Origin of the sequence: Yersinia sp. 1652 StPb PI (genome assembly GCF_041538345.1) — a bacterium.
Classification (GTDB): Bacteria; Pseudomonadota; Gammaproteobacteria; order Enterobacterales; family Enterobacteriaceae; genus Yersinia; species Yersinia enterocolitica_E.
On the sequence record NZ_JAULSM010000002.1, the window covers coordinates 23,408 to 38,610 of the forward strand.

Below are 15,203 nucleotides of genomic sequence, written 5' to 3' on the forward strand. Positions count from 1 at the left end.
GATAGATTCGCGTAGGTAGAACCCAAACCTATGACTAAAACCAGTGCTACAACAGTATAAGGAAGGCGTTTCAGTAATTGAGCTTTTTGAGGCATAAAGCGTGGGGAGCGATTCAAACCGACAGGATCAGCAGCTGGCTTTTGATGCTGCGAGGTTGCGAGGTTGCGGGGGACATAGCACTTTACCTTTCCAGCGATTCAGAAAGATGTAAGCTGCAAAAATGGAAGGAAAATGGCGATGTTTAACTCAACATCGCCCGTGAAAAATTACAAACAAATATCAGTCGGCTGAGAGCCCATATTCTGAATATCTGCCCTAGTCAGTTGCTCTAACTGAGTCAGCGCGGGGATCAATGAACTAATAGTCATCAAGCTGTGGCCCAACTGACCAAGGCTGGTCGAGGTAAACTCCAGTATGTTGTGATCGGCAAAAGTGACCAGAGAATCGCCCAAATAATTCAGGCACTGACATAACCCCGCATTCGCTTCGCAGCAATGATCTGCCAGTTGCAGGCAATCATCGGTGTTCATATCAGAAAAGCCCAGTTTAGCTATTATTTCTGCCATGTTGGTATCAAGGATATCGGAATCAATCAGCATGGTTGTTTCCCCCAGGGTTTACATGAAACAAATACCAGCGGGGATCCAACCAGTAACTCGCGGGCTTCACTTTCAGTGGTAGCCAGTACTGAGATGAGACACAAGGGCCGTAGCTCGGACAACAGCGTATTAGAACGGCCATTAAGGAAGGTGTAGAGCTTTGAATATGCACATATGTTACTATTAGCATCAGCCATAGCATTACCTCTTTTAATGTTGTGGTTAGACGCCTCGTTGTGTTCCAAGCACATCGGGGCGTTGTCTTTACTCGTGACTATCACTCGTTTAGATGCCAAGAAAAAAATAACTAAACAAATCAAAAAAAGATCAATTAAACTAAACATCCTTAGTGTCCAGCATTGTTTAGTATAAGTCAACAATGTTGAAAATGTTTAGAAAAACCATATGAATCCTGAGCGACTAAAATCGGCAAGAAAAACAGCTAAACTTTCTCAAGAAAAACTCGGGGTTATGGCGGGTATTGATGAAGCGACAGCACGTTCTCGCGTATCACAGTATGAAAAGGGGTTTCATACTCCTTCATTTGATTTAATAAAAAAATTTGCGGTGATCCTGAACGTCCCTGAATGCTATTTTTACATAGTAGATGATGTTTTTGCTGAGGCTGTGCTTGAGATGTACCACACACATCAGATGCCATATCTGCAACATCCTGATTATGAAAAACTAAAACAGGCTGATAAATTAGTTGAGCAGCTACAGAAGCTAATACATGATTTAACTGATAACTCTCATAGATAGCTTTATCATTTATCTCAGCCCAAGAAGTCGGGCTGAGATTATTCAGCAAGAATGTCATTAATAGTTATGTCCACTCTAGACAACTTTGAGGTCATAGCCAGCCTCACTTTAGGACAAACATTTTTTCTGTAAAAATAGGGCGTTATCGTGGTGATGCTATTAAACAATAGATGAGGCAACAAGTAGTAAGGAAGAAAAAGAGAAAGGATAATCAACAGCGCAAACAGACGACGTTTAAGGTAACATCGCCTGTTAAAGGTATGGATTTGGCTAGTATATCAATGACAAATTTGTGCCAGCTCTTTATCGCTCAGGCCAGTTGATTCCATTACCGTGGTGCGATCAACACCTTTAGCGAGTAAGGAACGGGCAATTTTCAGAGTGGCATTTTTCTCACCTTTAGCTTCGCCTTTTTGTTCCAGTTTCTGTGCAATCGTCATAAGTTCCTCCTTGTGTTGTGGCAGGTGGTGGGCCAGATCGCGAATAAACCTTTCCGGCTCAGGCGTATCACCATTTTGTAGTATGTAATGTATCACAGAGATTAGCTGATCTTTGGTAGTGTAGCCTTTCGATACCAGGGTAACTAGTGGTTTCAGTAGTTTGGACAGATCACGTCGCCGGATATGTTTCTGCAACAGTTCCAGCACGGCGATATACTTGTGTGTCATGATTTCGTCATCGGGGATAACGGTCACATCAATCAACGGAAATTTGCCGCCATACAGTTGTCCGGCAAGTGTCGGTGCGCTGAATGCTTGTAGCCAGCTCATGGGATACGGGTACGGTGTGACCATGCCATGATAGAACAAAATGGGGATGACTAGCTGCAGTTTGTCGTGTCCAGCGTCAAGATGGCTCTGCATAGCGGCAATGGCGTAGCGCATCAGGCGAAAAGCCATATGCTTGTCAGGGGAACTTTGATGCTCAATCAGCTCGTAAACATAGCCATCCTGTCCCTGCATTTTTAGCGAGTAGAGCACGTCAGAGTAGTAGGCACGCAGGTCATTTTCAATAAAGCTGCCCGATTCCAGTCGCAGTGTTTTCAGGTTACAAATTTTCCGCAGGGCGGGTGGCAAGTGAATATCCAGAAGATCATAAGCTGTTTGGGGTTTGGTGACGAAATTTTTAAAAAGTGCATCATGGGGTGTAGGGGGCGTTTTCATCGGGCGATGATAGTCATGAGGATCAGTGTGAGCAATCACTCCGCTACACTTTAGGACAAACATTTTTTCTTTTAAAATAACGGGTTATAGAGGTGAATAAGAAAGGGGTGAATAATCACACCGTGTAATAGATGAGGTGTGAAAGTAGCAGAAAAAAGCGACGTCAATGCGGCATCGCCTGTTAAAAGTTGGTGAACTAAGAATAACCACGATATGAACCTCAGTGAGGCTCTTTTAATTCCATTAATCAGCGATATTAAGCAGCCGTGATAATGTTACTGCTAACTTTTCTTGAGCAACATTCCACTTTTCAGGATTTTGTTTGTGGAGCTTGTCGAGATTCATTTGCTTCCAGCAAATTGCCGGTAACTTTTTGACGTTGTAATAAAATAAGCTCCAGTCTGGATTACCTGACTTATATGACATCAGAAAATCGGCGTCTCTTTGGCTGAAATGCATTTTTATTGCGTCAAGCAGTTGGTGGGGAACTCGCTTAAGTTCATCAAGCGTTACAGGGATTGTTGTCATGCCTTCAAACTCAGAGTGGTATAAAGACTCAATATTTTCCCATTGCCAATTTGGGCTTAGTAGCTCAGACAGCGGGCGTGGATGGCCTAATAAGTAGGTCAGGAACCCGTAATATACTTCTTTAGTCATCCCCTCACTGTCTAGTAGTAACCTCACATCAAATAAATCACGTGGGTGTTGGCGGTCTAGCGCAGCACATATCTTTCCACCATACAAGTCTGGCAGTGATACCACACTGGTAGATGCAAAACCAAATGTAGACTCTACGCTATCAACAACGGCCATTTCTTGCGGGGGAGATATCAGACCACGGCTTACGGGACTGACTTCAATCTTTATCATAGTGTCATCTGTTCGAACCAAGATCCGAAGTTCGTCACTGCGGTGTTCTTGCTTCGTGGCCTGTACTCCACTTCGCTTATTGAGAGCATCCGTTATTCGGTTTAACGCCGCAGAAATATTGGCAAGGTCGGTATCTCTATCGCTTACAGGAACATAGACCAAATCAATATCGACTGACAAACGAGGGAAATCCCTGATAAATAGATTAATGGCCGTGCCGCCTTTCAGCGCAAAACAGGTTTCTGATGCAACAATTGGGAGGCTGTCAATTAACAGCTGACCTGTTTTGTGTAGCTTTCTGTTGGATTAGCCATATGATTTTTCATCCATAAAGTCGTTTGGCACGGTAATTTTGTACTGTGGGTCGAGTTTTCCACCCTCAACAACTTGTCGAGCGCCGGTGCCGAGTTCTATCTCGGCTTCATCTATAAATTTAACCCACTGATGTCCATTGCGGTGAGCCAGATACAGCAGAATACGGTTTGTTTTTACATTTGTACTTACAGATAACAGAGACTTCATTTTTTTGGGACTCAGTCGGTTTAAACCTTGGAATAACTCGTCAGCATGGGAAATGGTAATGTGCTTGGGAATATGACTAACCACTTCATAAGCGGCCAGTTCAAGGCTGCTAGCGACTATGGCTCGTCCATCCAGATTTAAATTGATTAGGTAATTCTCGGCATTACTGGGCATCGGGCGACTGATTATTTGCGTCCATGTAACATTATCTATCCTTTTGAGCCAACTCAGCAAATAGGTTCTTTGAGGAATACTAAGCCATATCTGAGGTTTAGTGATTTCGAGATAATGCGATTGACCTTGCTGTGTAAGGCTAGTCAGCCCTGCAACATGAACTGGGGTATTCCATTGTTTCTGCAAGCATTGCACGGCATCTACCCAATCAGGAGTCTTTCCGGTTCTATAGTAAACACCATGATCAAGGCGAGTAAACCAGCCCTTATTGAGGTAATGCCATGAGGTTTTTCGATCTACCCCTTGTTGTGTCAGCCATGATTGCAGCATGACTTGGCCGGGCATAGTATTGTCCATGACCCAGTCTAGAGCTTTAGCCATACATCCTCCGAGTGACATCTGGTTTAGTTTTACCTCCAATTGTCTAATGCCATTAGACAATCAGCTAAATTTCCAAACCGATTATAGTGCATATGGCTACCTATACCTACACGATGTGTTTAAAAAAACCACCAGATGTCCAACAAAGTTAGACAATGAGCGGTATTTTCAAACGACAAAAGGTGAATGTCTTGCGGTAAACAACTAGAGAAAGTTGTGCCGACTCTAATGCGGTGTTCCGTTCCTAAATTGAGAACTAACTTATAATTACATCTATATCAGTTAACTACATGCTGTCGCAGACCATGTCTGCGAATAAACCATATGGCATTTCTCCCAGTTAACGCAGGACTCGCAACTTGGCATGGTCACGCCAGCCCAACCCGTTTGAAGGGAGCAATAATTGCCGTAATTGCTCCCACCCGCTTGTGTCCAATAGCGTGCCAGCGGGATTTTATTCGCTGGGCAAACTGGGTTATTGCCGTTGATGATTTCAACTTTACCGCTGGTTCCCCACACTCCTGATTGGCAAGAAAGCAACGCCCCAGAAGCATCGCGGCTAATCAGGCCATTTGAGCTACACCAGCTGCCGGCGCTGTTTATCTGATCCAATTGTAAAACTTCACCGGCAGAGAGACGCCCATCTGACCGTATACTTCCACCTTTAACCTGACCGCCGGTAACAATACCTTTATTATTGACCGACCTAACCCAGTCATTGTCCGACATATAAAACCCACCACCGTAGCTCTCGTTGAGCCAGCCCTTACCGCCGCGTGATATCAGCCAACCTTGTTGGCTGCGGATGTCACCTTCAGCCGTGACTTTCGCCGCACTCACATTGCCGCTAAAACTCCCTGCAATGGCGTTGACCCTGCCGGTGTTATTCAGGTTATTCCCTCCCATATCAATACTGGTATGCATACGGTTCAAATCGGGTTTACCCGTAACAGCAAAGCGATAAAGTCGATCACTTTCATTGCGTGCACCACTCAGTTCGTCGGTCGTTAGCAGCGCAGCCACATGCCCGGTTGATGTACTGAGACCAAAGCTGCTTAGCGGTACGCTCCAGCTCCCCAACGCACCGGTAACATTAGCACTGTTCCACACATATCCGCCCAATCCCTCAATATCTGCGGAGATGAGCCGTAGTGCTTTGTAAGGTAAACGGCTGCCGCCTTGTGTCACTATCAGGGCCTGCAATTGTTCGGTTTGTATAGCATTGCGTACTATCGCCGCCTGAAAACGTTGCCCAGACGTGGTGGTATCACTGAAACCGCTTGGTAAGAAACCGGTGTTCTTTAGCATCGTCGTTGTCACCATAACAGGCCGATGAGTGCCAGCAGAGGCTAATAGCCTGTCATAGTGGCGGCCCACGTAACCCTTAAGTGCGGATTTGAAGCGCGAGAGCTGGACGGCAGTAACCTGATACTCCTTTTGCTTTATATAGTCACCGTAAATGGACGTTGCCCAAATCACTACGATGACCAAGATCAGCAAGGCAATGCCGGTGCTCATCATCGCCCAGCCGCGGTGCACTATTTTTGTGTCATAAGGCATAAGTCACCACATCAGCAGAGGATCGTAAACCTTGACTGTCATTGCCAGCAGCGCGGCATGACCCAGCCAAGGCCCGAGTGGCCCGCCAGTTTCCACATCGCCTGACATCAAGTGCCATAGTATAAATCCGCACAGTCCGACGCCGATAGCTAACCGTGCTAGAGGCCAACCCAACCACGCGCCGAGAGCAGCAGTAAACCAGACATCACCTAGCCCTAGCAGCTCACGTTTGGTGTAATGCCCGGAGATTATCCGAACTGAACCGCAAAGCAAAAGCAACGCAATGGCCGTCATACTCTGTGAAAGAAACTCACCATTGCCCAGCGCGGTAAACAGCCCTGCGGCCAGGCAACTCCAGGTAAATTCCTGCGGTAGCCAGCCGGAAAGCCGATCAGTGAGACTCAACCGGTAGATAAAAGGGACGAACAGCACCGAGGTCATATTGCTGAATATTTGCCCCTCAAACGGGGCCACCGCCATCACCGTCATTACAGCTGCATGGAGCCATTGGTAACGCAATAGGGTGGCCGATTGTTGCCTAAAGGTGGATGAGAAATGATGACTATTGAGGAATAGACTGACTTGCCGGGTTATTGGCTCAAGCAGCCGTAGGGCCAGCAAAAACAGCGGTGGCACAAATAGCCAGGGGAGCGCCAGAGTGATGATGGTCAACCGTTAACCGTAAAGGTCAGCGTGTTCATTCCGCTTCTGCCGGTGTCTTTCACGCAGGCGGTACCCGCATTTTCGGCAGTAACATTGCCATCATTATAAGCGGTACTGTTGATGGTAATACCAGAGATACTGCCACCCGCGCTGAGGCGCGTGGTTATAGCAATGCACGCATATTGCGGAACTTTCTGGTAGGACACCGTAAAGCCGTGATGGAAACCATTTGCAGCTACGGGAGCAACCACCACCTGTCCACCCCATGTATTCCATAGGGTAGCCGTACCGGCTGTCGGGTTACCTTTCGTCATCATACTTTTAGGTACGCCACCAACCTGAATCAGGAAGCCGGTCATAGCTGCCCCGCTGGTGAAATTGTAACCATTACGGCCTTTTAGCAACCCCTGCGTGGATGTGATGATGTGCTGCACATTGGCAGACTCTAAGGCGATATCCTTTCGGTTCCACAACATATAAATCCCCCCCAGCACTACCGTAATGACGATAATTACCACCAGAGCCACACCACCGCTCTCAAGAATACCCCAACCACGGTGAGGTTGTTTTCTGGATACAGCACATAATGGCATTGTCGGATTCCTTATTGCATCGAGTCACTGGTCATATCCTGAATTTGCATCACCGTGGACAAGATGAGTAAGAAGAAACTGAAAATCAGTAGCAGAGAGAAAAACATCACCACAATGGCGCGCTTGTTTACCCGCTCAAGTGTTTGTTCCAGCCAGCGATCACCGTAACGGCCAATAATATCTGGCGCGCCATCGCCTTCGGTCAGCAAGGAGAGATAGTTAGCTGCTTCTTTACTGGGAAATTGATAGCCACTGTTACGCAACGCCTTACCCAGATGATCGCCCTGTTCGACACGGGCGATAATGGAGCCAAGGCGTTCTTGCAGCCAGGGTGAGGAAAACGGCAGTAAAATTTGCAGCGCCGCTAACGTCTGCACATTCGCTCTCAGAAGTGCAGCCATATTCATCAGGAACACCGCCCCCTGAATATCTTGGTAGACCGACCAGGGCACCATATTATCGGCAATTCGGCGTAACCGACCACGCCAGCGGGGGATAGACCACAGCACCAGCCCCATCATGATGGCAACCGCACTCACCACAGCGGCACCCTGTTTGTCAGTAAAGTTGGCCAGTAAATGCATAAAACCTAACGCGCCGCTCCAGTTTTTCGGATCAGAAATTTTACGCAGTGTGGGAATAAGGTACGCGCCGTTAATGACCAACATGCCGCCGCCCAAGCAAAACAGCAGCAGTGGATAAAGAGACATTTTGCCAACCAGCGTTAGGATACGGCGGCGGGCTTCGACCAGCTTGCTCGCTTGCAGTAGTGTTTCCGGTAATTTTCCACTGCGCATTCCAGCACTGATTAGCGCAGCTTCTTCCAATGGTCCCCAAGCAGCCAGTACATCCTCAAGTGTGCGTCCTGCACCGTTATCCGATAACGACTCCAGACAGTCATCCACCAAATCGCCATAAGGATGCCAGTGCCGACCAAAATCAGTATGAACCTCAGCAATCATCCGCAGCGCAACGCCTAAGGGGTTGCCATTTCCCAGTAAAAAACGCAGCGCATCATAAAATTGCAGGCGATAACCAGTGCTAAACGTATGGCGTACAAGTTCATAACGCAGACGTTGCCCCAAAGACATGCTGCGGGCAGGCCGAAAACTCATTTCAGGCATCAGGTACCTCACAGGTCAGGATATGATCTTCGTCCAGCGGACAAATCAAATCAGCATCAAGGGGATCAACCACACCCGCAGCCAATTTGTGTAGCAAGTGAGTCACACGAGTCACGCCAGACAGTGATTTAACCCAGTATTGTCTGGCCACCGCTGGGCCATGAGTCAGATACAGCGACATAAATCGCGCATCGGGGCGGATCACCTCAGCCACCACACTGCGCCCGGTCACGCCACGGCTGACAATGCGATCACTGATAGCAAGCCGTTGCTGGCAGTGCACGCATCCCTCTTTACTGCGAAACCACAGTTGTTCAGAACGACACACACCCTGCACGCAACAATAACACTCAAGGCGCATACGGGTTTCTGGCGTCAGTCGTGGGGCCTTGACCTCCCAGGGAATACGGCAATGCGTACACAGCGTTTGTACCAGGCGCTGACTGATAAGCCCTACAATAAGCTGGGCGTCAGCGATCAACGCCTCCGAAATACCCAAAACAGCCATGCGTTTGAGAATGCCGACCGCACTATTGGCATGAAGTGTCGTCAGCAGCAAATGGCCGGTCTGAGCAGCATAAACGGCAGCCACAATAGATATCAGATCTCGCATTTCACCATTAAGAATAGCGTCTGGATCGAGGCGCAAAGCGGAAGCATTGGCGCTATCCCAGGCTTGCTGAACCGCATCGGTACGGCTTTTATCGGCAATGATCGGAGTCTGTATCGCGCCGTTGATCCCCCCTTCCGGTGGGTCTTCAATGGTCAGAAGTCGACGTTTTCCACCGGTGCGATCCAGATAGATCCGGCTGAAGCTGCGTAAAGTGGTACTTTTCCCTGATCCAGTGGGGCCAGAGAGGATCACCATTCCTTCTGGGATGCGTAGAATTTTCTCTGCCAGTGCGCGTTGCTCTGGTATAAACCCTAATGTACTCAAGGTCGGTACCGCATCGCCGTCATCATCAATAATGCGCATGACGACATAAAGGCCGTCAGCGGTTGGACGGTGCTCATAACGCGCACCAAATACACCGACCTTACGAGCAAAATCGGATTTTACACGCCCGCCCTGTTCTCGCCCCGGATAAAATTGGGTCTCAGCCACATCACACATTGAGAGAATGATGGTTGAAGCCAGCGCCATGCCCTCCGTCCTTGGCAGTGAATCCACCTCTTCCAGATCGCCATGCAAGCGCATTTCTATCCGAGTCAATTTGCTGTCGATGATCAGATGGATATCAGAAGCTCTTAGCTCGCGTGACAATTCAAAATAACCCAGCACTTTTTTCTGCCGTTCACTGATGTTGGTCAGGTCTTTCAGACAAATGCTATATTGCGAATCATCCGTTATGCGGGTACGGCGGTTATTCAGCTCACTAAGAGCAACAAACTCGTTTTTAGCGCCGGTGTGAATACGCGTCATTTCCATCACCCAGCGCTGTACCCGTGGATCGGTGCGTCGATTGTTATCAATAACCAGCACTATTTGCCCACAGGGCAGATGCTCAACAAAGACAAACTCCATGATTTCCTTATCAATAGTCATTATTTCACCTCAGAATGACATCACAGAGCCGTCGCTCAACTTCACCACAGAATCGGTAATAGCCATGACCTTGAGAGAGCTACCGGGCAAAATATCACCTTGTGTGACCTCGACCACACCTCCGGTGGCCAGCCGAATGCGAGCCCGCAATGGGTTACCTCGACCATAAATCTCTTCAAGTTGTAATATCGCCCCTTCAGGGCTTGCGGCGGCTGAACCAGCCTTGGGTATATTTTCCTGCCCTGGTGACGTGACGTTTCCGTCAACTGGCAGAGTATCCTGTTCACTTTCCCGTAATTGGCGCTGAAGGCGGGCGGTGTGAACCTGAGCCTCCAGCAACATATTCTTCTGCTGGATAGACTCCAGTTGGCCCACAGTTACACTTGATATATCCGTGGTTTTGGCCGAAGTCTGAAAGTCTGCTGCATGGATGGAGCCAGCCCATATAACCAGAGGCAACCATAGCCAACCGGGATTATTTTTGTGCATACAGACTCCCCTTGAGGGTGTAGTCAAACTGACTCTGCGGGTTGAGCGCAAACGAGATACTCGTCAGACGCAGACCGGTATCATTGATGCTGGCTAATAGCCCCTCCGGTGGCATTTTTGTCGTGAAGGTAAAGGTGAACTCCTGCCAGTCTTGAGAGGGCTCAGTCATTTCTTGCCCCGGAACCACCGGAGGGGGTTTGACCTCGCTGAGCGGTACACTGATATTTTGTCTTTGAAAATGCGAAATAAAACGCATTAACTGGACGCCTGACGGTGGAACCTTTTCATCTCGCCATAGCGATGGAGAATCAATGCCAACAAAAGGGATCAGCACATCACCATGTTGGCCTCCGTCCTCCAAATTAAAATGTGTATCTTGCCCGAGCAGTTCCCGTGCCCGACGGGAGAAGTCTGCAACGGTACTGCCAGCCTCTGCCTCATAACGCAGACGCATCCCCTCGCTAACACACTCGCCATAGGCAAGCCGCCAACCTGCAAGGGTGACTGACAATAATTGGCGAACCACAAAGCACTGGTCGAGAAAATAAGATGCTGGCCAGACCTGCGCCCAAGGGTGTGGCAGGTTCTCCTCTTTGATTGGGCCGATTGAATTCTTGTTCTGCCATTCAAGTAATGCTTTGGCCTGAGTTACTTTATCTGCCATTTCAGCCTTATCAGCTTGACTGTCCCAGTACCACAGAGCAGCTGAAGCAAACGAGATGAGGGCGGCAAAACGTGCAAGGATGCGGCCAGAAAAGATACGGCTCAGGGTCATTGTGCGAATTGCCTGACGAGACAGGCCAGTCGTCAAGGTTTGCCAGCAAACGGGAATGTCAGGTGCTGCCGTACAACTCGGGGCAATAGATGATTCAGGCGCATTAAAATCAAGAAATCGCTGTTGAGCACTTTGTACCTCATCTAGGGGGCCGACAACATCACCCATAACTGACGGCAAACCGTCGGTGGTTGCCAGAAAAAGCCATTTATCACTTTTTGTATCAAGTTGATAAATGCCATAGTGATTTCCCCCCGCGCGAGCCAAATAAGCGACGGCAAGCGAGCACAACCTTCCCCCTGGGTGAACACGAGTAAGGCGCACCAAACCGGTAATATACTGTGGTTTAGCCGACAATTTCAGCTGATGTGTTGCCCCACCAGCACGACTAAAAAACCGTGTTTTTTGGGCAACAGGATCGTGCCTCTGCCAGTCAATACCCACCACCCAAACTATACGGCCAATTTTCATTACCTGTTGGAGCGGCATAGTATGGCGAGCAACAATATTCTGTTTCATGGCTACCTCAGCAGAACGGGTGTAATGAGAATGACCAACGTGGTACGGGTATCGGTGCCTGCATGGCCGCCCCCAAACAGGAAATTACCGGGGGTAAATGTTCCCTGTTTATTGGCGACGGAATCGAGTTGGTCGGCTCCAGTCAGCACTAGTGTCTGACCTGCGCGCATATTGACTGTTTGGGTAAGCGAACGAAGTTTGAACGCCGGGGTATCATTGCGAGTGTTGCCGTCACGAGAAACAAAAGGCTGAATAGTTGGCTTATCCGAGAGAGTGAAAGCAAACTGAAGCTGCACATCACCATTTTCTTGAATATAAGGCAACATCGACATAAACAGGCCTGTAGTTATAATGCCGGTCTGCATTGACGATGTGCTACCCGCGTTGGCGGTTGCCGTCGTGCTTGAGCTTTGTATGTATCCCGTTTGATCGGAGATTTGGAACGGTACCGGTGTCAGGTTGATCGTCGCCCTGTTGAGCTCCGTCACCAAGCTGACGTTACCTTGCTGAGAAAGCGCTTTGATCAGCAGCTCCGAACCAGAAAATTTTGCCGCGTTCCCCGTCGCAGTATCCAAAATTGACAGACCCCCAGAGAGGGCATTATCTGCCGCGTTAATCATGTTTCCTGTCACGCTGGCACCGATGTTGCTCAATGATTGATACACCAGTTTCCAGTCCAAACCAAACTGCTCTTTGCGTGACTGGGTAACACTCAAAACCTGAACATTCAACTGGACCTGACGATTAAGAAGCTCATTCTGATAGTCGATATAGCGCCCTATCCGCTCCAGAGTTTCAGGTGTATCCGTCACTGTCAGCGTGCCACTGGCCGAGGAGAGCCAAAAGCGCCCTTTGGATGGTGTCAGCATGTTCTCGACTGTCTTTTTAATGTCCTCATAGAGATCACTTCTCAGATCCACCGAGGTTTTCTGGGCAGAGCTAGAATCGCCGGACACGCCGCTATTGGTACCGCCACTGGAGCCAATCGAACCTGAGGAACCAGAGGTTACGCTGGCAGAACTGCTAATTTTGGTATTAAGGATGACAAGTTGGAACATTCGAGTATCCAACTGATAAAAGACGATATTGCCCTTATTAGCCCGCCACGACAGCCCCAAGCGACTGCCTACGCTATCCAGCAAGCCCGATAAATCACCCTGCCATTTCAGTGCATTGATGTGCTTGCCGGGCCGCATCATTGCAGAAGCTGTGGGGGCCTGACCGCCAAAGTGAGAAAGAGGAATACGGCTATCACCATCAAGTGCAGACAAGGAGCCTGGTATTTGCTGGGCCATTCCGGAGCGGGTATTAACAGGCGATAAAGCCAAAAAGGCATCGGGCGTGATGGTCACTCGAGGGCCACATAAGCTAGTAATACGCTGACCCAGTTCAGGTAGGTTCATTCCGTCAGGGCGGTTGATGGTTATCTGACACGGGGGCAGCGCTTTCTCTTCAGAACTTGCAACAACCGCTGCGAGAGGTTTGAGGTTCACCCACGGTTTATCCATCCAACGCACTGAAGGTTGTATTTTCGCGCTATTGCTGTCCGTAATACGTCGCGCGGTTTCGCCGCTATCTTTGGCCTTGCGATCTATCCGGTCAATTTCACTGAGTGAACAGCCAACCAGAAACCCCAGACTGATTACCGCATTCATGATGCGCGAAGTTCGGGCGGCGAAAAACCAATGCATCCAGCTCTCCCTCAATTAAGATAAACAATATTCCCTTCAGCCACTCCGGCAGGAAGGGAGATATTCATGTCAGTGCCATCAACCATTCGCAGCCGACCACCAGCCACGGTTGCCACCAATGCGGAACTTACTGATTGGTGATTAAGACTGGCGACTAACCTCTGCTGTTCAGGTATCCATAACCACAAACGACCACGCTGTATGGCGGCGTTGATACGGCTATCGGGTGGCGGAACCAAGCCAAACTGGCGGGTATTCAGGTTGCCGTCATCCAGAGTGCTGCGGTAGCGCCAATCATTTACACCACTGGCCAACCGCAGCATGTCAGCGGCCAAGCGATCTGCGGTGCGATTAATGGCCTGCGACTGATGGCCAGTGGACTCTCGCAATTGAACGTTGCCGACGAGCAGCACGAACACCATCGCCATCACTGCAATGGCGTAACCCACCTCAGCGCCCTCCGGGGATGTCGCTAACTGCGACCAAACATTGCAAGCGGCTAGCTTCAGCAAACAAGGGCTTGTCTGCCTTGCGATAAAGCTCAAAAACCTGAACCAGTACAGATTCAAAATTGCCGTGGAAGGCCAGTGGTGCATCAATACGGTAATCCAACAAAACCGGCCAGATCACAACCCAATTGCCGCCATTAATGCATTTGGTCTGCCCCGCCCAACGATTCAGTGTTTCTTTGAGTGTTAAACCAACCTCAGCCCGCCAAAGCTGGCCCACGGGAGTGATTACCGGAGAAGGCACAGGAATATTTTCAGGCTTTAACGTCGATTTAAGCGGAACTAAAGGTGTGGCAATGACAGGTGCTACCGTGGTAGTGGATGAACCAGATAAGAAATTTCCAGATTGGGGCGTTAGATTTTTAGCTGGGATGATTACCTTGGCTGGCACTAGCGGTTTGGCTACAGCAAGGTTCTGATAGGCATCACGCAACGTAAAACAGACTTCCCGATTCACATCATCAACCCGCAAACGCCATGCGGGGCCAGCAAGAATTTGCAAAGCATCACTGAGACGTAACGGCCCAATCGAACGTTGAACACCTGGTAATGGTTTGTTTAGCAGTTCGGTGAAAACCGATGATGATATCGAGCACAGTGAGTACCCAGATTCCAACAATATATATCGAAAGCCATCACCCACTGAGCGAACCCTTTGAGTGGGCATGGTGATGTCCACCATTTGATTCAACGGATCACGCTGTGCCGCTAAAGGTTTGCTATCGACCAGAGTATAGCGGTCGTAGCGCACCACCTCTGGAGCCTGGTCGGGGTAAATATCACTGACTCGGGGAGCGGGCGAAACTGATGAAAGCGGTTCATTTTTGGCAGTGGTGTTATGGCTACAACCCACGACCAGTAGTGACAGCGTAAGCCATGTCAGCTTGTACCTGAGCCGCAGATTTGGTTGTGCCATCCATGTTCACCGTAAAATAACCCCAATCAGAGAGGAATATTTTGACGGCAGCGAACGGGTGAACAACGCTTTAATCAGTATGCGCGGAGAAATAAAAAAAAAGCCGGAATAACCGGTGATTAGTTTAAAGGTTTAGTTTCAAGTTCTGGCATTAATCAAGCGGATATCACAGCTCACTTCATCTCGTGATTCACCTCAGCCAATATAAATACTGTTTCATCTATTACCCTGTATATCTAATTGTATAGAACGTCTGATTTTTCCTTGTACATATCCATCTCCTTGCCAATTTTAATCAGTTTTTTCATTCCAAGTTTGAACTCAGATCAGTTCATTATGTTACGATA

At 48.7% G+C, this 15,203-nt stretch carries 14 protein-coding genes and 1 pseudogene; 1 reads left to right on the forward strand and 14 read right to left on the reverse strand.

Translation table 11 applies throughout. The features are described 5' to 3' along the window. Positions 1 to 266: 266 nt before the first annotated feature. Complete coding sequence (locus tag Q2T71_RS16720) at positions 267 to 599, reverse strand: hypothetical protein (RefSeq protein ID WP_219646962.1); 333 nt, start codon at positions 597 to 599, stop codon at positions 267 to 269. 405 nt (positions 600 to 1,004) lie between these two features. Here Q2T71_RS16720 and Q2T71_RS16725 point away from each other — a divergent pair. Continuing rightward, positions 1,005 to 1,253: pseudogene (locus Q2T71_RS16725) on the forward strand (helix-turn-helix domain-containing protein); the annotation flags it as partial. Positions 1,254 to 1,639: 386 nt separating this feature from the next. On the opposite strand, the gene Q2T71_RS16730 reads toward Q2T71_RS16725, so the two are convergent. The 13 genes from Q2T71_RS16730 to Q2T71_RS16790 form a co-directional block, all read right to left on the reverse strand. Continuing rightward, a complete protein-coding gene (locus tag Q2T71_RS16730; RefSeq protein ID WP_372560661.1) occupies positions 1,640 to 2,524 on the reverse strand; it encodes an Rpn family recombination-promoting nuclease/putative transposase in 885 nt (294 codons plus the stop codon). Positions 2,525 to 2,767: 243 nt separating this feature from the next. Further along, positions 2,768 to 3,670 carry a nucleotidyl transferase AbiEii/AbiGii toxin family protein gene (locus Q2T71_RS16735; RefSeq protein ID WP_145512689.1) on the reverse strand — a complete coding sequence of 301 codons (903 nt, stop codon included), beginning with the start codon at positions 3,668 to 3,670 and terminating at the stop codon, positions 2,768 to 2,770. Between the two features lie 30 nt (positions 3,671 to 3,700). After that, positions 3,701 to 4,471 carry a type IV toxin-antitoxin system AbiEi family antitoxin domain-containing protein gene (locus tag Q2T71_RS16740; protein ID WP_075339292.1) on the reverse strand — a complete coding sequence of 257 codons (771 nt, stop codon included), beginning with the start codon at positions 4,469 to 4,471 and terminating at the stop codon, positions 3,701 to 3,703. 282 nt (positions 4,472 to 4,753) lie between these two features. Further along, positions 4,754 to 6,031, reverse strand: a complete 1,278-nt coding sequence (pilV, locus tag Q2T71_RS16745; RefSeq protein ID WP_145512688.1) for a shufflon system plasmid conjugative transfer pilus tip adhesin PilV — start codon at positions 6,029 to 6,031, stop codon at positions 4,754 to 4,756. Positions 6,032 to 6,034: 3 nt separating this feature from the next. Then, positions 6,035 to 6,703 (reverse strand): prepilin peptidase, encoded by a 669-nt coding sequence (locus Q2T71_RS16750; RefSeq protein ID WP_145512687.1) that lies wholly within the window; start codon positions 6,701 to 6,703, stop codon positions 6,035 to 6,037. Further along, a complete protein-coding gene (locus Q2T71_RS16755; protein ID WP_151431550.1) occupies positions 6,700 to 7,287 on the reverse strand; it encodes a type 4 pilus major pilin in 588 nt (195 codons plus the stop codon). Before Q2T71_RS16755 ends, Q2T71_RS16750 begins: the two co-directional genes overlap by 4 nt. Before the next feature lie 11 nt (positions 7,288 to 7,298). Beyond that, positions 7,299 to 8,411, reverse strand: coding sequence for a type II secretion system F family protein (locus tag Q2T71_RS16760; RefSeq protein WP_145512685.1), 1,113 nt, complete (start codon positions 8,409 to 8,411; stop codon positions 7,299 to 7,301). Then, positions 8,404 to 9,957, reverse strand: coding sequence for a GspE/PulE family protein (locus Q2T71_RS16765; RefSeq protein WP_219646964.1), 1,554 nt, complete (start codon positions 9,955 to 9,957; stop codon positions 8,404 to 8,406). The genes Q2T71_RS16760 and Q2T71_RS16765 overlap by 8 nt, the downstream gene beginning before the upstream one ends. Positions 9,958 to 9,966: 9 nt before the next feature. Beyond that, positions 9,967 to 10,446 (reverse strand): type IV pilus biogenesis protein PilP, encoded by a 480-nt coding sequence (gene pilP, locus Q2T71_RS16770; RefSeq protein ID WP_145512683.1) that lies wholly within the window; start codon positions 10,444 to 10,446, stop codon positions 9,967 to 9,969. Further along, complete coding sequence (pilO2, locus tag Q2T71_RS16775; RefSeq protein ID WP_145512682.1) at positions 10,433 to 11,740, reverse strand: type 4b pilus protein PilO2; 1,308 nt, start codon at positions 11,738 to 11,740, stop codon at positions 10,433 to 10,435. Before pilO2 ends, pilP begins: the two co-directional genes overlap by 14 nt. Positions 11,741 to 11,742: 2 nt before the next feature. Then, positions 11,743 to 13,431 carry a PilN family type IVB pilus formation outer membrane protein gene (locus Q2T71_RS16780; protein WP_145512681.1) on the reverse strand — a complete coding sequence of 563 codons (1,689 nt, stop codon included), beginning with the start codon at positions 13,429 to 13,431 and terminating at the stop codon, positions 11,743 to 11,745. An 11-nt stretch (positions 13,432 to 13,442) separates the two neighbouring features. Further along, entirely contained in the window at positions 13,443 to 13,880 is a 438-nt protein-coding gene (gene pilM / locus Q2T71_RS16785; RefSeq protein WP_145512680.1) for a type IV pilus biogenesis protein PilM, read from the reverse strand. Between the two features lies 1 nt (position 13,881). Then, entirely contained in the window at positions 13,882 to 14,856 is a 975-nt protein-coding gene (locus tag Q2T71_RS16790) for a TcpQ domain-containing protein (RefSeq protein ID WP_145512679.1), read from the reverse strand. Positions 14,857 to 15,203: the final 347 nt, after the last annotated feature.